The organism is Clostridia bacterium (genome assembly GCA_024685775.1).
GTDB lineage: Bacteria > Bacillota > Clostridia > Christensenellales > CAG-1252 > CAG-1252.
Genome location: JAIKVL010000004.1, coordinates 1 through 19,230 on the forward strand (window position 1 = coordinate 1; position 19,230 = coordinate 19,230).

Below are 19,230 nucleotides of genomic sequence, written 5' to 3' on the forward strand. Positions count from 1 at the left end.
CGTATCTTCTTAACGTTTCGCCGACCACCGAGTGCTACACTCCTCCCCTCCCCGACGCTCTTCCGATCTTCCTCGCGATCGCGTCTCCCCTGCCAAGTTAGCTCTGCTTTGCAGAGCTTCTTTTTTTTACTCGCGATTCTCCACAGGGCCCGTGTCTTCTTCGAATCCACCTTACATGTGACGTTCGCTCTCGTGAGCAAGCTCCCTCCACTCACTATTCCGTCGCAGGCTCCTCGCGATCGCGTCTCCCCTGCCAAGTTAGCTCTGCTTTGCAGAGCTTCTTTTTTTTCTTACGCGATTCTCCACAGGGCTCGTGTCTTCTTCGAATCCACCTTGCATGTGACGTTCGCTCTCGTTAAAAGGCGTTTCCCTTCAAGCGGATCAAGCGATCGGATCACGCTCAAATAGGTGGTCATAAGAAACGGATGCGCGCGGGCAGCTAAGCAATCTTGAAGCCGCCCGCGGATCGGATCCTCTTATTTCGCGTATTCGACGCTTCTGAGTTCGCGGATCACGCTGACTTTGATTTGCCCCGGATATTCGAGTTCGTTTTCAAGCTTCTTCGCGATCTCTTTCGCGATGAAGTAGGTCTTCGTGTCGTCCACCTTTTCGGGTTTGACCATAACGCGGATCTCACGTCCCGCTTGGATCGCGAAGGACTGCTCGACGCCGTCGAACGAGTTGGCGATCTTTTCGATGCTTTCGAGACGCTTGACGTAATTTTCAAGCGATTCGCGTCTCGCGCCCGGTCTCGCGCCGCTGATCGCGTCCGCCGCTTGAACGATGACGGCTTCGACCGTCTTCGCTTCCACGTCGCCGTGGTGCGCTTCGATCGCGTGGATCACCGCTTCGCTTTCTTTGAATTTCTTCGCGAGTTCGACGCCGATCGCGACGTGCGTTCCTTCGATCTCGTGGTCGACCGCTTTACCGATATCGTGTAATAGTCCCGCTCTCTTCGCGACCTTTACGTCCGCGCCGATCTCGGCGGCGAGGATGCCCGCGAGGTGAGAAACTTCGATCGAGTGTTTAAGTACGTTCTGTCCGTAACTCGTCCTGAATTTCAGTCTTCCGAGGATCTTGACGAGTTCGGGATGCAATCCGTAAACCGCGACGTCGAACGCGGCTTCTTCGCCCGCGTCTTTCATTTGGTTGTCGATCTCGTTTTTGACCTTTTCGACGGTCTCTTCGATACGAGCGGGATGGATCCTTCCGTCGCTCATCAATCTTTCGAGCGCGACGCGACCGATTTCACGGCGCACGGGATCGAACGCGGAGATCGTGACGACGTCCGGCGTGTCGTCGATAATGACGTCGACGCCCGTCGCGTTTTCGAACGCGCGGATGTTTCGACCGACGCGACCGATGATCCTGCCTTTCATTTCATCATTCGGAAGCGGGACGACGGAGACCGCGATCTCCGAAGCGTGATCGGTCGCGCAGCGTTGCACCGCCATAGAGACGATCTCTTTCGCTTTTTGTTCCGCGCCTTCCTTCGCTTCCGCTTCGATTTCCTTCGCAAGTTGGACGGCGTCGCGCTTTGCGTCTTCAAGCATATCGTCCATCAAAACTTTCTTCGCTTCGTCGCGCGACATTCCCGAGACTTTTTCAAGTTCTTGGATCATGCGGTTATGCGATTCCGCGACTTCGTTCTCCTTGCGGACGATATCCTGCTCGCGGACGTTCAACGCCTGCTTTGCGTCTTCCACGTCGCTGAGCCTCTTATCGAGCGCGTCCTCTTTGCGCGTAAGGGATTCTTCCCTCGAAGCGATGCGCTGTTCGAGCCTTTGCACTTCGGCGCGGCGCTCGCGCATTTCCTTATCGAGATCCGAGCGCATTCTGTGCTGCTCCTCTTTCGCCTCGATCAAGGCTTCTTTCCGCAAAGATTTGGCTTCTTGTTTGCTTTCCTCCAAAATTTTCGCTGCTTCCGCTTTTGCGTTGCCTACTTTCTTTTCGACTAACATTTTATAAAGGAAATACCCGAGCGCGCCGCCGATCCCCAAAGAGACCAAAGCGACGACTGCGTATAATATCCCTATAACCGCGGAAGAAACGCCGAGAAAAATATCACTCATTATTCGTTCCTCCTAAATTTATTTTAAGCGGTTTCCCGCTTATGACCTTATTTATTTTCGGCAGAGCCGAGTTTTTCCTTAACTTTCGCTTCGATATCCGCGTAAAGTTCGGGATTGGATTTCAAAAGGGCGATGACTTTATCTCTGCCCTGTCCGATCTTTTCATCGTTATAGCTGATCCAAGATCCGCTCTTTTGAAGGATGCCCATTTCGATCGCAAGATCGATCAAGCTGCCTTCCTTGGAAATGCCCTGCCCGAAGATGATCTCGAATTCCGCCGTACGAAACGGAGGCGCGAGCTTATTCTTAACGACTTTGACGGTGGTTTTGTTACCGACCGCGACGCCGCCGTCTTTCAGGACGTCCTTTTTACGAACGTCCAAACGGACGCTGGAATAAAATTTAAGAGCCTTGCCGCCCGGCGTGGTCTCGGGATTGCCGAACATAACGCCGACCTTCTCGCGCAATTGGTTGATGAAGATCACGCAAGTCTTGCTCTTATTGATGACCGCGGTCAATTTGCGAAGCGCTTTGGACATAAGCCTTGCCTGCGAACCGACCGTAAGCTGCTCCATATCGCCCTCGATCTCCGCTTTCGGAGTCAGCGCCGCGACGCTATCCACGACGACGATATCGACCGCGTTACTGCGGACGAGATAGTCGGCGATATCCAGAGCCTGCTCGCCGTTATCCGGTTGCGAAATATAAAGATCCTGCGTGTTGACGCCGAGTTTTTTCGCGTATTCCGGATCGAGTGCGTGCTCTGCGTCGATAAACGCCGCCGTACCGCCGAGTTTTTGCGCTTCCGCGACGACGTGCAACGAGACGGTGGTTTTACCGCTGGATTCGGGTCCGTAGATCTCGACGATTCTTCCGCGAGGAAGTCCGCCGATGCCGAGCGCGTGGTCGAGCGCCAAACATCCGGTCGGGATTACGTCCACTTTGACGTTATATCCGTCGCCGAGTTTCATAATGGAGCCTTTGCCGTGCACTTTTTCGATCTGTTGGATCGCTTGTTCAAGTGCTTTCCTCTTTTCTTCGAGCCTTTTTTCGTCCAAGGCTTCTCCGCTCACTTTGACTTTTTCTTCCATTTTGTTTCTCCTGTTTTTTATTTATACGAAGTAGCGCGCTTCCGCGCGGGATCTACTCAATAACCATTGTATCGAAATCGTTCGGCTTGACGATCTTTTTCCATAAAAGGAAAAGCGCCGCGTTCGCCGCCGAATTTCTGATCTCGCTTCGGTCGCCTTCGAACAGGCATTCCGTAGCCGAGACTCCGTTCTCATCCGCCACGCCGATATAGGTCAGCCCGACGGGTTTTTCTTTCGTTCCTCCCGAAGGTCCCGCGATCCCCGTCGTGGAAACCGCGAAGTCCGCGCCCGCCGCGATCAGACCTTGCGCCATTTGCTTCGCCACGTCCGACGAGACGGCTCCGTGCGCGCGGATCGAAAACTCGTTTACGCCCAAACGGTTGATCTTGGATTCGTTCGCGTAGGTTACGAGCCCCTCGATCAAGACTTCGCTTGCGCCCGGGATCGAGACGAGGCGATCGGTCACAAGCCCGCCCGTCAGACTTTCCGCGACGGAAAGCTTTTTCCCGTAAAGCGCGAGGCGATCCAAGACGGCTTCCGCGATCGTGATATCCTCGTCCGCATAAATCGCCCCTTTCAAAGCGTTATAGACGAACGAATAGCATTCGACTTCTTTTACCTCTTCGCAGACGATCTCGATCTTCGCGTCGAGGCAGGAAGCGACGACGACGAGAGATTTCGCGGCGGAAAGCGAAGCGAGCTTTTCTTTTATGCCCTCCTCGTCATATCCGAAGGCTTTGAAAACGAGAGTCTTTTCGCTCATTTCGCCGCGCCGTCCGAGAAAATATGTTTGTTTTTAACGACATAATTGACGCCGGAGATCACCGTAAAGAGGACCGCCAAAGCGAAAATCACGTTTCCGACGATTTTAACGGATATATGGAAATATCCGATCATCATAACGGGCAGGGAAACGTTCAGCAAGATCGTTTTGAGTTTCCCGAGTTTATCCGCGGCAAGGATCGCGCCTTTATGCGCCGACATCGTTCGGAACGCGCCGATCAGGATCTCGCGCCCGACGACGATCATCGAAAGGATCACGCCGCAAGGATAAAAGAACATCATACCGCCCGCCGCTTCCATGATCATAACGAAGCAAGCGAGGATCTTATCCGCGATCGGATCGAGGACTTTTCCGAGCGCGGTCACTTCGTTTCTCTTTCGCGCGAGATGCCCGTCCACCATATCGGTCGCCGCCGCAAGACAAAAGACGATCGCCGCCGCAAGATAATGCAGCGGGAAAGAAACGTAAAACAGCGCAACGATCACGGGCACTGCAAAGATTCTCGATAAAGTTATCTTCGTGGGTAAATTCACTCTTTTCCCTCCGTTACTTTTCCGTACAGATCGAGTTTCTTGACTTTCTCGATCTTTACCGCATACGTTTCGCCGATCTCGACGGGGAACTCGGATGAAAAGAATACTTTTCCGTCCACGTCCGGCATCGCGCGATCGGTATGCCCGAAAAACGCTTGTTTGTCATAATCGATCCCGTCGTAGACGACGAGAATCGTTTCGCCGATCTTGCTTTCGGCTTTTTCTCTTTGGATCGCGCTTTGGATCGCGCGAACGACGGACAGCCTTCTCGCCTTTTTCTTTTGCGGGATCTGCCCTTTCATTTTCGCGGCGGGCGTACCTTCTTCCTTCGAATAGGCGAAGAACCCGACGTTATCGAGTTTTTCCTCGCGCAGAAACGCGCATAACTCCTCGAATTCCTCTTCCGTTTCGCCCGGGAAGCCGACCATAAAGGTCGAGCGGATCGAGATCCCGCTCTTTTTGGAGCGGATATAAGCGATCTTTTCTTTTAAGGACGCGAGCGTATCTTTGCGATTCATTCGCTTCAAGACGGCGTCGGAAGCGTGTTGCATCGGCATATCTATGTACTTCGCGATCTTCTTCTCTTCATCGATCAAATCAATGAGTTCGTTCGACGCCGCGTCCGGGTAGCAATACAGAAGACGGATGCGTTCGACGGGTAGCTCGATCAATTTCCGAAGAAGGGAAACGAGGTTTTCTCCCTGCGGGAGATCCTGCCCGTATCTCGTCACGTCCTGCGCGACGAGGATGATTTCCCTTACGCCTTGATCGATCAAACCTTTCGCTTGGGCGAGGACGTTTTCCGAGGACTCGCTTCGATAGGCGCCGCGAATGGACGGGATCGCGCAAAACGTGCAATGATTGTTGCACCCTTCCGCGATCTTCAAATACGCGTAGTGATACGGCGTCGTAACGATCCTTCTTTCGCTCGCTTTCGGGAGCGATCCGTCCTTTTCCAAAATCACGCGTTCGCCTTTTTCCACGCGCTCGATGACCTCTCCGATCCTTTCGTAGCAGGTGTTCGGGACGAAGGCGTTCGCTTCGGTCAAGCCGTCTTCCCCGGAGATCTCTTTGAGATAACGCATCGGAAGGCACCCTGCCAAAACGATATAGCGGACGTTGCCGTGCGCTTTGGCTTCCCAAACCGCTTCGAGGCTTTCCTTGACCGCGCTTTGGAGAAAGGCGCAGGAATTAACGATCACGAGATCCGCTTCGTTGATATCGTTTACGAGTTCGTGCCCCGCACCCATAACGAAGCCGAGAAGGTTTTCGGTATCGACGCGGTTTTTATCGCAACCGAGGGAGATCGCACCTACTTTCATTGCGCTTCCCCTCCTTGGATCCCGTCGTCCCCGTAGAGTTCGTAATACTCCTCGCGGGTGATCAAGACGGCGCGCGGCTTATTGCTGGCGTCCGTTGGACCGATATAGCCCTTTTCTTCCATTTGATCCACGATCCTCGCGGCTCTCGAATACCCGATGCGGAAGACCCTTTGCAGTTTGGAAATCGAGGCTTGTCCGAGATCGATCACGGAAAGAAGCGCGTCCGCAAACAAGGGGTCGTCACCGCTGCCGGGATCGCTCGACACGTTCAAAGCGGACGCGTCCTGATCGGCGGCTTTTTCCGCTTGGATCACTTTTTCGGCGTTCGCGTCGAAACGGCAATCGTTATGCTCTTTGATAAATTCGACGATGTTCAGAACCTCGGAATCGAGGAACGGACCTTGCAGGCGGATCGGTTCGCCGCCGTCCGACGGGCAATACAGCATATCGCCGTGACCGAAGAGCGCCTCCGCGCCGCCGCGATCGAGAATCGTCCTCGAATCGTTGACCGAAGTGACCTTGAACGCGATTCGGGTCGGGATATTATTTTTGATCGTTCCCGTAATGACGTCCACGGACGGGCGCTGCGTCGCGATCACGAGGTGGATGCCCGCCGCGCGCGCAAGAGCCATCAGCGACTGAATTTTATCTTCGACGTCCTTTTTGGCGCGCGTCATAAGCTCCGCCATTTCGTCGATAATGATGACGATATAGTACATTCTCTTGCCGCCCGTCTTCTTTTGCTTGTCGTTATATTCGAAGATATTGCGGCAACTGCTTTCTTGGAACATATCGTAGCGGCGATACATTTCCGCGACCGCCCAATTCAAAGCGTTGATCGCCTTATTGACGTCCGTCACCGTGTTCGGCATGATCATATGCGGCATATTGTTATAGACCGCAAGCTCGACTCTCTTCGGGTCGATCATGATAAAGCGGACGATCTCAGGCGAATAGTGATACATGATCGAGCAGATCATGACGTTCAAGCAGACGCTCTTACCGCTGCCCGTGGATCCCGCGACGAGAAGGTGCGGCATTTTCAAGAGATCGCCGTAAACGGGTTTACCCGAGACGTCCACGCCGATCGCGAAGAACAGTTTATTCTCTTTCAGGAATTCGGGCGAATTGATGAGAGAGCGAAGTCCGATCGTAGCCGTCGTCTTATTCGGGACTTCGATACCGACGGCGTCATAACCGGGAACGGACGGAATAATGCGGATATCCTTCTTTTCGAGCATCAATTTACGCTTGATATCCTTATCGAGCGGCGTAATCTTATTGACGGAAATGCTCGCGGGAAGGGTCACTGCGTACTGCGTAAACGTCGGTCCCGTCTTGTGATCGACGATCTCGGAAGAAATGTTAAAGGCCGCAAGCGCTTGCACAAGCCTTTCGCCCATTTCTTCGACGCCCTCTTCATCCGTCAGCGGAGGATACTCCGTCAACATACTGACGGGCGGCGGGGTGTACGGACGAGGGGGCAACTCTTCTTCCGCGCTCTCGATCGTGGTTTGTTCCGCTTTCTTCGGCGGGATATAGCTCGGGACGGCGGGCGCGGGATTTACGGCGCTTTCCTGCCGCTTTGCTTCGGTGTAATGCGTGCCGCCGATATCCGAACGCGGCTTTCTCTTGCGCGCGGTCTCTTCTTCGCTTTCGGGCTGAGGTGCGGGCGCGGCGAAGGTCGGGCGGGAATACGCCTTCTGGTTCTCTCTCTTTACTTCCGTCGGCGCGGGCGCGGCGTGATACTCCTGCTCGACGGGTTTGCGATACGAGGATTCGTCCGCCGTCATCGTCGGGCGGGCAAAAGGCTCGGGCTTTTTCTCTTCAACCGCGGGCTCCGTCTTCGCTTCCGCGGATTTCGAGATCGGCGCGGGCTCTTCGATCGGACGCTTTACGATCGTTTCGATCGGCTTCTCTTCGATCTTTTCAACAGGCTTCGGTTCTGACGAACGCGAAAGCTCGGGTTCCGCAGTTTTTTCGGGCTCCGCGGAGATGATCGGCACGATCGGTTCGATCGGTTCAACGGGTCTGACGGGTTCCGCGGGGCGTTGCGGCTCCGTGAAACGCGGAGTTTCCTCTTTCGGTTTATCGAAACGCATCGCATCTTGCTTATACTCGAATTTCGGTTCTTTCGGGAAGACGAAACGCAACCGATCGGGCGCGGAGTCGGAAGGCGTCGGATCCGCTATCGGCCGTGGAGATTCTTTTGTCGGGATCTCCTTTTCGGGAGCGGAAGTCGGCTGCTCGCCGATAAAGGCTTCGCGGCGCGGCGCGGAAGATGTCTTTCCGTTCAAGCGATCGAGATCGGAAACGTCCGAAATGATATCCGCGGAATTATGCGCCGGTTTTCTCTTTTTAACGTCGCTGACGAGGGGCGAACCGAACGAGTTCTTTTTCGGAGCGTCGGGCTTTTTCTCGTCATAAGCAGAAACGCGGGAGGAAGGATACTCGGGTTCTTCGGGAAGACGCGACGACGTTCTCTCCTCTTTGCCCGAAACACTCTCGGACTCGCTTACTTTATCTTCCGCATAGCGGCGCATAAAGAGCGGCAATTCGCCTCTGCTCTCCGCGCGGAAAGAATCCTCTCGAGAAGAAGACCTCGGATAACGATCCGCCGACTGTTCCCATCCGCCCTCTTCGTCGTCGAAATCGAAATCGACGGCGCGATCGGTCGCACGACCGTAGCTTCGATCCGAACGATCGAAATCGGCGTAGGGATTATAGCGATCGGGATTGGACGCAGGGATCGTTCCGCCTGCGGAAGCGGCGAACGGTCTGTCGTCGTTTACGTTATAAACTTCGAAATTCGCGACCTTTTTATCGAAAAATCTTCTTTGTTTCAAAACGGCGGCGTCTTTTTCACCCGCGCGGACTTTATCCACGAAAAGGCGAAGTTCCGTCTCCTCTTTTTGCGTTTTGCCGCCCTTTTTTTTCGGCGCGCGCTTTTCGGAAGGCGCGTCCTCGCGGGCGGTCGATCTCATAAAGGGCAAAAGCGCGAAGAACAAGACGATGAAGAACAGCGCGGAAACGACGATCGCGGAATACTTACCCATCAGGGACAAAAGCGGGAACGAGAGGATACCGCCGATCACGCCGCCCGAGGTTTTGAGTCCGGCGCCGTAACAAGCGGAAAGATAGCCTTTATAAGAGACGGGATCGAGCGCGTAATAAAGCTTATACGAGGTCACGATCTGCGCGTACAAAAGGAGCAGGACGGTAAGCGCCGCAATAAACGCGACGACGCGACCTTTCCCCTTTCTCTTGACGAAGCCGAATCCCTTAATAATCGCAAGGGCCGCCGCGACGACGACGACCGCATAGGAAGCGAAACCGAAAGCGCCCGTCAAGAAGCGTTTGATCGCGTTGCCGAGACCGCCGAGCAAACCGACGAGCGAAAGAGCCAAGAAAAGAAGAAACGCGGAAACCGCGACGAGCTTCGTCTTATTCGATTTTTTTCTCGAACGACCGTTCATTTCTTCCCTCCTCATTTAATCATTTCCTCCAAATCGAACGAAGGCTTCCTGCCGACGTAGCCGACGCCTGCGCGCGCGAAGTCGAACACGCGGGGCAAAAGCCCGTTCACGTCCGAAAGCGAAACGGCTTCGACTTCCGATAAACTCTTATCGATGGAATACGGTTCGTTTTTGAACAGCGCGCATTTCGCCATCGCGCGAAGGACGTTCAGACACCGCTCCTCGCCCATCACCAAAGAACCGCGGACTTGCTGCTTCGCGCGGAAAAACTCTTCTTCGTCGATCCCCGAAAGGATCGCGTCCGACAAGCATTTCCGAACGCCGTCCGCCGCTTTGCGGAGCTTCTTGGGGTTCGTCCCGAAGTACAAACAAAACGCGCCCGCGTCTTCATAGAGCGAAGGGAACGTGTAGACCGAATAGACCAACCCCTGCTTTTCGCGGATCTCCTGAAAAAGCCTGCTGCTCATACCACCGCCGAGCGCGGTGCTCAAAATCGCGAGAGACGGGACTTCTTTCGAGACGTAAGAAAAAGACGGGAAGGCAAAGGTAACGTTCGCCTGCTCGACGTCCTTGATCGCGCTTTCGATCTTGCCGCCGACGCCGATCGGCATGGGGCGCGCATCGTGCGCTTCTTTTCTCGAAGGAAAATCAAAATATTTATAAACGAGTTCGATCGCCCTCTCGCGGGAAATATTGCCGCAAACGGCGACCACGATATTCTCCGAAACGTAATGCTCGGCGACAAAAGAACGGACGTCGTCCGCCGTAAAACTTTTAACGTTCTCCGCGGGTCCGAGGATCGGGCGCGCGAGAGGATCTTCTCCCCAAAACGCCTTGGCGCATTTTTCCTGCGAGAGATCGTCCGGCGTATCTTCGACCATACTGATCTCTTCGAGAATTACGCCGCGCTCTTTTTCAAGCTCTTCCGCAGGGAAAACCGAATGCAAAAGGATATCGGAAAGAACGTCCGCGCAAGCGTCCACCGTGTCGTCGATACACTGAAAATAATATGCGGTCATCTCTTTCGAGGTAAAAGCGTTCACGTTTGCGCCGAGAGCATCCGTCTCCGAAACGATTTGAAACGCGGAGCGACGCTCCGTCCCCTTAAACATAACGTGCTCGGTAAAATGCGCAATCCCGTTCTTTTCGAGGATCTCGTCTCTGCTACCTGTTTTTACGAACACGCCGACCGACACAGAGTGCACGTACGGGATATTCATATATGCAAGGCGTAAACCGCCGTTCAAGCCTATAATTTCACTCATACGATATAATTATACATAAAATAAATACTTATGTAAAGAGTGCAAATAAAATTTTTAATAGAATTAAAAAGGCGCGCATACAGTATAGTATGAAAAGAGTATCGACCGACCCGAATCAAGTCAAACCGCTTCGCCGAAAAACCGCGGATATCCTTTCCGCTTGCGCCGTTTTTCTGACGATCTCCGCCCTGCTTCTCGCGACCGTTTTCGCGTCGCCCACGAGAAAAGAAACCGTCAAAGCAAGCGGATTCGCGATCTATAAAGGAACCACGAACGAGAATAAAGCCGCGATGATGTTCAACGTCTACGAAAAATCGGAAAACGTTTTGAAAATTCTGGAAATTCTTCGGAATTATTCGGCAAAAGCAACCTTTTTTATCGGCGGGATCTGGGCGGAGAAAAATGCGGAAACATTGCTTGAAATCTCCGTCTCCGGAAATGAACTCGGTTGCCACGGCTATCTGCACCGCGACCACTCGAAAATGACCGTCGAACAGAATAAAGAAGAAATCGTGCTTTGCACGAGACTTGTAAAAAACGTAACGGGCGTTTCGATCAAGCTTTTCGCCCCGCCTTCGGGCGCATACGGAGCAGCCACCGAGGAAGCCTGCAAAGCGCTCGGGCAAAAGCTCATTTTATGGACGAAAGACACGATCGACTGGCGGGATAAAGACGAAGATCTCCTCGTTCGACGCGCCACGAAAAAGATCGAAAAAGGCGACCTCATTCTGATGCATCCGAAAGATCAAACGATCGCCGCCCTGCCTCGCATCATCGAAGCCTACAAAGCCGCCGGCTTCGACCTCGTCACCGTCAGCGAAGCACTGAGTTGAATGCAAAAATTACATAATATTTCAAAATTTTAATATTCTGTTGGATCTAAGACGGACATCATTTTTTTGTAGTTTTTTGTCTTTACTTTCGCATAACAAAGAAAAATGTCGATAATCAAAAAAACATTATAACCGAACATCCCGATTAAAGTGCAAAATTGAATCCAAACCGGATCCAAAAACAAAGCCACAAGAAATACAAGCAAAAATATGATTGGGATAAAAAGCAATTTTATAATACCGAGCGCAATATCACTTATAAAGAATCGGTCAACGCCAGCCCACCCTAAAAATATCGAAAGCAACAATACGGTTGACGGATTTTTTAAGGACGTTTGCAACAGTTTTTCGTAACATTCGTCATCAGCACGATTCAACGCTTCCTTGAAATACAACACTTTATCTTTCGGAATCAACGAGAGATTCGACAGCAATACATCTTGCGCCTTTTTTTCTTCCATAAAAGCTCCTTTTCATCGATAATTCATTTCCACATTATATAATGTATAAGTCTATATGTCAATACTTTTGAAAAAATATAATGTGTACATTATCTAATGCGGAGGAAGTTATGACGCTTCGTATTCTCGAAATCCTTTCCGAAAAAGGAAAAACAAAGTATTGGCTCTACAATCAACTCGGTTTAAGCTATCAAAATTTCAACAATATCGTGAATAACAAAACGACGGGGATCAAGTTCGAAAATTTGAAAGCGATCTGCGATATTCTCGAATGCACTCCGAACGATTTATTCGTCGAGTATCATAACGCATAGCCATTACCAAACGCAAACGATCCGATACAAAAAGAGGCAAGTCTTGCAACCTGCCTCTTTTTTTCATTATTTTCGAATACTCGGATTATTCCGCCTTTTCGAGGATCTCCATCAAGCGAAGATCGATTCTCTTTTTGTCATCGATCTTGATGACTTTGACGCGGACGAGGTCACCGATATTGACGACGTCTTCGACCTTTTCCACTCTCTCGGAAGAGAGCTTGCTGATATGGATCATACCGTCCTTACCGGGAGCGATCTCGACGAACGCGCCGATCGGGATGATGCGCGCGACTCTGCCTTCGTAGACGTCGCCCTTCTCGGGATCCTTGCAGATCGCGTCGATGATCTTCTTCGCTTTATCCGCGCTTGCGCTGTCCGGGCTGGCGATGAAGACGACGTTATCGTCGCTGATGTCGATCTTTACGCCGGTCTCTTCGATGATCTTATTGATCGTCTTGCCGCCGCTGCCGATGACTTCGCGAACCTTATCGGGATCGATGGAGAAGGAAATGATCTTCGGAGCATACTTGGAAAGTTCTTTGCGCGGTTCGGGGAGAACGGCGAGCATCTTTCCGAGAATGAACTCTCTGCCCTCTTTCGCTTGCGCGAGCGCGGTGCGGAGGATCTGCTCGTCGATACCTTTGATCTTGATATCCATTTGGATCGCGGTGATACCTTCGCGGGTACCTGCAACTTTGAAGTCCATATCGCCGAGGAAGTCTTCCAAACCTTGGATATCGCTCATAACGGCGACTTTGCCGCTCGCGACGTCTTTAATAAGACCCATCGCGATACCTGCGACCGGAGCTTTGATCGGAACACCCGCGTCCATAAGAGCGAGGGTGCTGCCGCAGATACTTGCCTGCGAGGTGGAGCCGTTGGAGCTCAGGATCTCGGAAACCGTGCGGATCGCATAGGGGAAATCCTGCTCGCTCGGGAGGACGGGTTCGAGAGCCCTTTCCGCGAGAGCGCCGTGGCCGATCTCACGTCTGCCCGGGCTTTTGAGCTGCTTCGCTTCGCCCGTGGAGTACGGCGGCATATTGTAATGGTGCATATATCTCTTGAAGACGTCGTCATCCAAGCTTTCGAGTTTTTGCGCTTCGCTGATCGTGCCGAGGGTACAAGTCGTCAAAGCCTGCGTCGAACCGCGGGTAAAGACACCCGTTCCGTGGACGCGGGGCATTACGCCGACTTCGCACCAAATCGGGCGAATCTCTTTAAGGGATCTGCCGTCCGGACGAACGCCGTCGTTGATGATCTTCGCACGGACTTTTTCCTTTTTGAGGGCGTACATCGCGTCGAACACTTCCCTCTTGCAGCCGGGGAAGATATCGGCGAAATGCTCTTGCACTTCTTTATCAAGCTCGTCTTCGACGGCTTGTCTTTCATATCTGTCGAAGTGAGAAAGGACGGCGTCCATCTTCTCGGAAGCGTACTCGCGAACCGCCTTGGAGATCTCCTCGGGGACGGTGTACATATCGACTTTCGTCGTCTTCGGCTTGCCGCAATCCGCTTGGATGCTCTCGATGAACGCGACGATCTTTTTGATCTCTTCGTGACCGAACAGGATCGCGCCGAGCATTTCTTCTTCGGTGATCTCGCTCGCGCCCGCTTCGACCATCATGATCGCGTCCTTCGTTCCGGACAAAGAAAGGTGCAAACGGCTCTTTTCTCTCTCTGCGGAATTCGGGTTGATGATATACTTTCCGTCCACGTATCCGACGACGACGGAGCCGGTCGGCCCGCCCCACGGAATATCGGAGATCGAAAGAGCGATCGAGCTGCCGAGCATCGCATAGACCTCGGGCGGGATATCGGTGTCCACGCTCATCGCGGTGCAGACGACCGCGACGTCGTTAAACAAGCCCTTCGGGAACAAAGGACGGATCGGTCTGTCGATCAAACGGCTGACGAGGATCGCCTTGTCGGAAGGACGGCCTTCTCTCTTCTTGAAGCCGCCGGGGATCTTGCCCACGGCGTACATCTTTTCTTCGAAGTCAACGCCGAGAGGGAAAAAGTCGATCCCGTCGCGCGGGGCTGCCGCCATCGTTACGTTGGTAAGAACGGCGGTGTCGCCGCATCTTACGAGGCAGGAGCCGTTCGCCTGCTCGCAGTACGCGCCGACTTCTACGCTGACTTCTCTGCCTCCGATTTGAGTTTTGTAAATTTTTCTTTCCATAATACCTCCATGATGAGTGAGACCGTCTCTGGAATCACCCCGTTTTTCTTTCATCAAAGCGAAGTCGCTTCCCTTCGCTTTTTTTCAAATAAGAGCAGGTTGCCCCGCTCTTATTTCAGGCGCAAGTCTTACTTTCTGAGACCGAGCGCCGCGATCAATTCTCTGTAACGATTGATATCTTTATTCTTCAAATAGGTGAGGAGCTTCTTTCTCGTCCCGACCATTTCGAGCAAACCGCGGCGACCGTGGTTATCTTTCTTATGGACGGCGAGGTGCGCGTTCAACGCTTCGATCCTCGCGGTAAGAAGAGCGATTTGGACTTCGGGAGAACCGGTATCGCCTTCGCTGCGTGCGTACTTTGCAATGATTTCGCTTTTTTCCATTATAAATACCTCCGATGGAATGATAGATTCGCCGCGGGCGCAGTATGGCGTAAGCGACTCGCCGAACCGAGCGCGCGGTATATATATAATATTACATTACGAAAACAAATAAGTAAAGCGATTAGTCCTTGAAAAAATCGATTTTTTTCGCGAGGATCTCGTCGATGCGTTCGAGATAGCCCTTGATGTCCTTTACTTCCGCGAGACGCTTGATCAGCCCGTCGCCGAAAATGCGCTTGGAGATCGCGCCCGCGCCGGACGCGTAGACGTCGTGCGTCTCTTCCATAATATCGACGTTATATTTACAGATCTTGCCTTTTTTCGCGTATCCGACGTTTTCGAGCCGCCCCGTCGTGTTCTTCTGACGATACATATAGTATGGAGAATAACCGGCTTTTTCAAGCGTGTTCATCGCGTAGGAAGACATCCTTTCGGCGTCCGTATCGCTGAAATTATCGTACTTTTTCTCCGCGAAAATACTGCCGCGCTTGATCGAAAGCGAATGAACGGTGATATTCTCGGGGGCAAGGTCGATCGCCTGATCGAGCGAATAGCGGAAATCTTCGAAAGACTCGCCGGGAAGCATCGTTATGAAATCCATATTGACGTCGAACGAACCTCCGTCGCGGACGATTCCATACGCCCGATAAATGTCTTCCACCGTATGACGGCGACCGATGAGGTCCAAGGTTTCCTGCTTGAAAGTCTGCGGATTGACCGAAACGCGCGTAACGCCGCGCGCCGCCATGACCGCGACTTTTTCGGGAGTCAGGGTCTCGGGTCTGCCCGCCTCGACGGTAAATTCTTCCCCTTTCGCGTCGATCGCCGCGAGGACGCGATCCAAAAGCTCGGGAGAAAGCGAAGTCGGAGTCCCACCGCCGACGTAGATCGCGCGGCGCTTTCTCTTCGGCACGGCAGAAAGGATATCGCGGATCAACGCGTCGACGTAAAGCGGCAAATTCCCTTTTTTCGGATTGATGACTTCGGAAAGAAAGCTGCAATAATGACAGCGGCTCGGGCAAAACGGAATATTGACGAAGAAATCGTATTGATCCGTTTCCTCGCCGTAGATCCCCTTTTGCGTCTCGACGATGGTTTTGACGAGGCGCGCCTTTTCTTCCGACACGCGGAAGAAAGTTTTCAGCTCTTCCTCGGGATCCTTTTTCTCCTCGATGAGTTCGTAATAAAGTTTGGTCGGGCGGATCCCGGTCAGCGATCCGTAGGACAGATCCCTTTTCAAGATCGAGGAAAGAAAATCGTAAAAATCGCGCTTCAAAAACCGTTTGAGTTGCCGCTTCAAAAGCAGCGGAGAAAGGTTTTCTTCCAAATCGTACTTTCGCGAAACGTTCGGATAATTTTTGCATTTTATGACGGTTTCCGCGACACGTCCGGACGCGGTCACGTCGGCGAAGATCTTTTCCCCTTCGGGAGTGAGCGCGGCAAAAGGCTCGAAGGCGCGGACGACGTCTTCGAGTTCGTGAGCGTAAGTTTCGCCGCTCGTTTCGATCGAAATTTTCATAACAGATCCAAGATCGGGTTGCATACTTTTTCCGTTCCTATTTTCGTGTCGGGCGCCGCCTCGAAGACGCCGGGGGCGATCTCTTTTTCGGGAAAGCCGTTCGAGTGACCGCAATAGACGGGGGTTTCGTCCGGCAGTTCGAAAAGCTCGTTCGCGATCGAGCATAGCAGATCCTGCTCGTCCCCCGTCGGGAAATTCACGTTACCGTATGACAGGCAAAAGAGCGTGTCGCCGGAGTACAGATTCCCTTCGATCAAATAGCAGACGCCGCCCGCGGTGTGTCCGGGCGTTTCGATGACTTCGATCGAAAACGGAAGCAAAACGAGTGGGTTTTCCCCGCTCCACAAGCAAACGTCCGAAACTATTTCAAAAGAGAACCCGAGCGCGAGCGCAAGATTCGCCCTGCCGTTCAGCAGGTCTTTTTCCTTTTCGGAGATCCAAATCGGGACGCCCGCTTTTCGAAGTCCCGCCGCGCCGAGCGCGTGATCCGCGTGACCGTGCGTCAGGATCGCCGCGACGATCTCCCCTCCGAGCGCATTCGCCGCCGAAAAGATCCGCTCCGAAGAAGCGCCGGGGTCGATCACGAGGATCTTTCCCTCTTTTTCGAGGAGAAAGGTGTTTTCTCCGAGATATTCGCCGATCAGTTTATACGTTTTCATTTTTGCTTTTAAGCGCGCAAATGCGCCTGTACAAGAGAGAATCCGAGGGTTCTCTGAATTCCTGCGGAGAGAGCGCGAAGCCCTGCCCGATCTTCAAAGAGCCGCTTTCGTAAAGCGCGTAAAACTTCGCGAGAAACGCCGCCGCGGAAGACGCGGTTTTGGAAGCGAGTTCGATCGGGGACGCCGCCGCGTTTCCGGAGAAAACGAATCGACGGATCGCTCCGTATGCGACGAAAAGAGAATCTCTCGAAAAATCGATCGAAGCGAAGATTTGCTTAAAGGGATAATTATCCGTAACGACGTAGATCTCCGCATTCGAAATTTTGCTTAAATGAGAAATATAGCCCTTCGTCAGCGGCGTATCGAGCAAGACGACGCGACGATACGCGCAAAGATCGAAGTCAGGCGCGATCACGAGCGCGTTCGCGGGTTCGCCGTGCGGCTGCGCGTAAGAAACGGGGAGTTTTTTCTCTCCGAGCGAATTCTGAAACGAGGAAACCGTAGCGGAAGAAAACGCGATAAACAACGTACAAAAATCGTCGTCGTAAAAAGCGTCCTTCGCTTCCTTAAAGGAAATCGGCGTAAACTCGCAAGGGGCTTCCGCATACAGATTGGAGCGAAGGTAGCGATTATAGGCGTAAAGATCCGAGCCGATCTCATATCCCGTCGGAACGACGGAACAGACCTTCATTTGGACGGTTTCTTTATTCTTATAGACGTTCTTTCCGCATTTCGCGATCAGATCGTATCGCACACCCGCGGAGACGCCTTCCGAGAGATACGGTACGCCGAATGCGACGAGCTCCGCGCTCTTATTCAGCGCGGCTTTCGCATGCGCGGGGTTACTCATCGGAGAAAGCGCGCAAGACGCAGACGAGATTCGGAACGTCGGTTTCGGGTTGCCTTCGCCCGTCGGTTCCAAAAGATTGAGTTCGTCCGCAAAAGCGACCGTTATTTCTTCCGAAGCGATCTCATACGATGCCTCCGCCTTCTCTTCGAACGCGGAATTCGGATAAGTCTCGTCGATATAAGCGTCCATCAATCGTCGCGCTTCGAGCGCGTTTTCGGGCTTTACGGAAAGCCCCGCCGCGGCTTTGTGACCGCCGAATCCTTCGAGGACGCTTTCCGCGCTTTTCAAAATCTTATAGATGTCGATCCCTTCGGGCGAACGCGCGCTCCCCTTCAAGATATCCTCTCCCCCGAGAATCACGGTCGGGCGATGAAAGCGCTTGCTGATCTTACCCGCGATCAGTCCGATCACGCCGATATTCCAAGATTCGTTATAAAGGAAGATCAATTTATGCGTCGCGAGATCGACGTCTTTCAAAAGGTCGTAGGCTTCTTTGAGTTCCTGCGCTTCGAGAGACCTGCGAAGCTCGTTTTGCACTTTCAGTTTTTCCACGAGACCTTCGAGCTCTATGTATTCATCCGAGATAAAGAGCCGAACGACCTCTTTCGCGTCGGATATACGTCCGATCGCGTTAATGCGCGGCGCAAGCGTAAAACTTACGTCGGTGGCGGTCAGCTCGGATTTGAAATCGCAGGATTCGATGAGCATCCGAAGCCCTTTATTCAAACTTGCGCGCGAATTGATCTTTTTCAGCCCGAGATACGCGATCGTTCGGTTTTCCCGCGTCAACGGGACGACGTCCGCGATCGTCGCGATCGCGGCGAAATCGACGTACTTCATCGCGTCGTCCAAGCCGCCGAGCGCCTGAACGATCTTAAACGCGACGCCCGCTCCGCAGAGATCCGCGGCGGGACTCTCAGGCGTCAGTTTGGGGTTCAAAAGAATCGCATTCGGGAGGACGTCGGGAAGCGTGTGGTGATCGGTCACGATGAGATCGATCGCGAGATCTTCGGAAAGGTACTCCGCTTCTTTTACGGAAGAGGTGCCGCAATCCACCGTTATGATCAGATCGGGGAAATAGGTTTCGGCAATTTCTTCAAGGGCTTCGACGTTAAGTCCATAACCGTTTTCAAAGCGATTCGGGATATAGTATTCAACGTCCGCGCCGATCGAAGAAAGATACCCTGAAAGGATGGAAGTCGCCATGATCCCGTCGCAGTCGTAATCGCCGTAGACGACGATCTTTTCCTTCCCCGCGATCGCTTCACGGATTCGCGCGACGACCTCTTTCATTCCCGCGAGAGAAAAAGGATCGGTCAGATCATCCGCCGAAGGATGCAAGAAGGTCTTCGCGGCATTTGCGGTTTCGATCCCGCGCGACAAAAGAATATCGGCAAAAAGCGGCGAAACGCCGAGTTCCGCCGAGAACGCTTTAACCTTATCCATTGAACCAGAAATCGTCATTTTCTTTGAAAAAGGGGCGAAC

At 52.8% G+C, this 19,230-nt stretch carries 15 protein-coding genes; 2 read left to right on the forward strand and 13 right to left on the reverse strand.

The window, feature by feature from the left end; genetic code table 11:
* Positions 1–476 precede the first annotated feature (476 nt).
* From rny to K5753_00760, 7 genes are read right to left on the reverse strand one after another with little or no spacing between them, the layout of a single operon-like run.
* Positions 477–2,072: a ribonuclease Y gene (gene rny, locus K5753_00730; protein MCR4725727.1), complete on the reverse strand. Its 1,596-nt coding sequence runs from the start codon at positions 2,070–2,072 to the stop codon at positions 477–479.
* 47 nt (positions 2,073–2,119) lie between these two features.
* Positions 2,120–3,163 (reverse strand): recombinase RecA, encoded by a 1,044-nt coding sequence (gene recA / locus K5753_00735; protein ID MCR4725728.1) that lies wholly within the window; start codon positions 3,161–3,163, stop codon positions 2,120–2,122.
* 52 nt (positions 3,164–3,215) lie between these two features.
* On the reverse strand, positions 3,216–3,926 hold the full coding sequence (locus K5753_00740; GenBank protein ID MCR4725729.1) for a CinA family protein: 711 nt from the start codon (positions 3,924–3,926) through the stop codon (positions 3,216–3,218).
* Positions 3,923–4,480 (reverse strand): CDP-diacylglycerol--glycerol-3-phosphate 3-phosphatidyltransferase, encoded by a 558-nt coding sequence (pgsA, locus tag K5753_00745; GenBank protein ID MCR4725730.1) that lies wholly within the window; start codon positions 4,478–4,480, stop codon positions 3,923–3,925. The genes K5753_00740 and pgsA overlap by 4 nt, the downstream gene beginning before the upstream one ends.
* Positions 4,477–5,802 carry a 30S ribosomal protein S12 methylthiotransferase RimO gene (gene rimO / locus K5753_00750; protein MCR4725731.1) on the reverse strand — a complete coding sequence of 442 codons (1,326 nt, stop codon included), beginning with the start codon at positions 5,800–5,802 and terminating at the stop codon, positions 4,477–4,479. Before rimO ends, pgsA begins: the two co-directional genes overlap by 4 nt.
* The gene (locus K5753_00755; GenBank protein MCR4725732.1) at positions 5,799–9,278 is read right to left on the reverse strand and encodes a hypothetical protein; all 3,480 of its coding nucleotides are present in this window, start codon (positions 9,276–9,278) and stop codon (positions 5,799–5,801) included. Before K5753_00755 ends, rimO begins: the two co-directional genes overlap by 4 nt.
* An 11-nt stretch (positions 9,279–9,289) precedes the next feature.
* A complete protein-coding gene (locus K5753_00760) occupies positions 9,290–10,543 on the reverse strand; it encodes an insulinase family protein (protein ID MCR4725733.1) in 1,254 nt (417 codons plus the stop codon).
* 89 nt (positions 10,544–10,632) lie between these two features.
* Between K5753_00760 and K5753_00765 the strand changes: the two genes are divergently transcribed.
* A complete protein-coding gene (locus K5753_00765) occupies positions 10,633–11,376 on the forward strand; it encodes a polysaccharide deacetylase family protein (protein ID MCR4725734.1) in 744 nt (247 codons plus the stop codon).
* A 29-nt stretch (positions 11,377–11,405) separates the two neighbouring features.
* Here K5753_00765 and K5753_00770 read toward each other — a convergent pair whose 3' ends face one another.
* A complete protein-coding gene (locus K5753_00770) occupies positions 11,406–11,837 on the reverse strand; it encodes a TM2 domain-containing protein (GenBank protein ID MCR4725735.1) in 432 nt (143 codons plus the stop codon).
* An 80-nt stretch (positions 11,838–11,917) separates the two neighbouring features.
* Between K5753_00770 and K5753_00775 the strand changes: the two genes are divergently transcribed.
* Positions 11,918–12,151, forward strand: a complete 234-nt coding sequence (locus tag K5753_00775; protein MCR4725736.1) for a helix-turn-helix transcriptional regulator — start codon at positions 11,918–11,920, stop codon at positions 12,149–12,151.
* 85 nt (positions 12,152–12,236) lie between these two features.
* Here K5753_00775 and K5753_00780 read toward each other — a convergent pair whose 3' ends face one another.
* The 5 genes from K5753_00780 to recJ form a co-directional block, all read right to left on the reverse strand.
* Positions 12,237–14,333 carry a polyribonucleotide nucleotidyltransferase gene (locus tag K5753_00780; GenBank protein ID MCR4725737.1) on the reverse strand — a complete coding sequence of 699 codons (2,097 nt, stop codon included), beginning with the start codon at positions 14,331–14,333 and terminating at the stop codon, positions 12,237–12,239.
* A gap of 128 nt (positions 14,334–14,461) precedes the next feature.
* Positions 14,462–14,716 carry a 30S ribosomal protein S15 gene (gene rpsO, locus K5753_00785; protein MCR4725738.1) on the reverse strand — a complete coding sequence of 85 codons (255 nt, stop codon included), beginning with the start codon at positions 14,714–14,716 and terminating at the stop codon, positions 14,462–14,464.
* Positions 14,717–14,837: 121 nt separating this feature from the next.
* Positions 14,838–16,259: a coproporphyrinogen dehydrogenase HemZ gene (hemZ, locus tag K5753_00790; GenBank protein ID MCR4725739.1), complete on the reverse strand. Its 1,422-nt coding sequence runs from the start codon at positions 16,257–16,259 to the stop codon at positions 14,838–14,840.
* A complete protein-coding gene (locus tag K5753_00795; GenBank protein ID MCR4725740.1) occupies positions 16,232–16,894 on the reverse strand; it encodes an MBL fold metallo-hydrolase in 663 nt (220 codons plus the stop codon). Before K5753_00795 ends, hemZ begins: the two co-directional genes overlap by 28 nt.
* The gene (gene recJ, locus K5753_00800) at positions 16,881–19,190 is read right to left on the reverse strand and encodes a single-stranded-DNA-specific exonuclease RecJ (protein ID MCR4725741.1); all 2,310 of its coding nucleotides are present in this window, start codon (positions 19,188–19,190) and stop codon (positions 16,881–16,883) included. Before recJ ends, K5753_00795 begins: the two co-directional genes overlap by 14 nt.
* Between the last annotated feature and the right edge of the window lie 40 nt (positions 19,191–19,230).

What these genes read in the sequence shown, in the direction of transcription:
- rny (MCR4725727.1), bottom strand. Translation starts at nt 2,072, where the DNA reads ATGAGTGATATTTTTCTCGGCGTTTCTTCCGCGGTTATAGGGATATTA.
- recA (MCR4725728.1), bottom strand. Translation starts at nt 3,163, where the DNA reads ATGGAAGAAAAAGTCAAAGTGAGCGGAGAAGCCTTGGACGAAAAAAGG.
- K5753_00740 (MCR4725729.1), bottom strand. Translation starts at nt 3,926, where the DNA reads ATGAGCGAAAAGACTCTCGTTTTCAAAGCCTTCGGATATGACGAGGAG.
- rimO (MCR4725731.1), bottom strand. Translation starts at nt 5,802, where the DNA reads ATGAAAGTAGGTGCGATCTCCCTCGGTTGCGATAAAAACCGCGTCGAT.
- K5753_00755 (MCR4725732.1), bottom strand. Translation starts at nt 9,278, where the DNA reads ATGAACGGTCGTTCGAGAAAAAAATCGAATAAGACGAAGCTCGTCGCG.
- K5753_00760 (MCR4725733.1), bottom strand. Translation starts at nt 10,543, where the DNA reads ATGAGTGAAATTATAGGCTTGAACGGCGGTTTACGCCTTGCATATATG.
- K5753_00765 (MCR4725734.1), top strand. Translation starts at nt 10,633, where the DNA reads ATGAAAAGAGTATCGACCGACCCGAATCAAGTCAAACCGCTTCGCCGA.
- K5753_00770 (MCR4725735.1), bottom strand. Translation starts at nt 11,837, where the DNA reads ATGGAAGAAAAAAAGGCGCAAGATGTATTGCTGTCGAATCTCTCGTTG.
- K5753_00775 (MCR4725736.1), top strand. Translation starts at nt 11,918, where the DNA reads ATGTGTACATTATCTAATGCGGAGGAAGTTATGACGCTTCGTATTCTC.
- K5753_00780 (MCR4725737.1), bottom strand. Translation starts at nt 14,333, where the DNA reads ATGGAAAGAAAAATTTACAAAACTCAAATCGGAGGCAGAGAAGTCAGC.
- rpsO (MCR4725738.1), bottom strand. Translation starts at nt 14,716, where the DNA reads ATGGAAAAAAGCGAAATCATTGCAAAGTACGCACGCAGCGAAGGCGAT.
- hemZ (MCR4725739.1), bottom strand. Translation starts at nt 16,259, where the DNA reads ATGCAACCCGATCTTGGATCTGTTATGAAAATTTCGATCGAAACGAGC.
- K5753_00795 (MCR4725740.1), bottom strand. Translation starts at nt 16,894, where the DNA reads ATGAAAACGTATAAACTGATCGGCGAATATCTCGGAGAAAACACCTTT.
- recJ (MCR4725741.1), bottom strand. Translation starts at nt 19,190, where the DNA reads ATGGATAAGGTTAAAGCGTTCTCGGCGGAACTCGGCGTTTCGCCGCTT.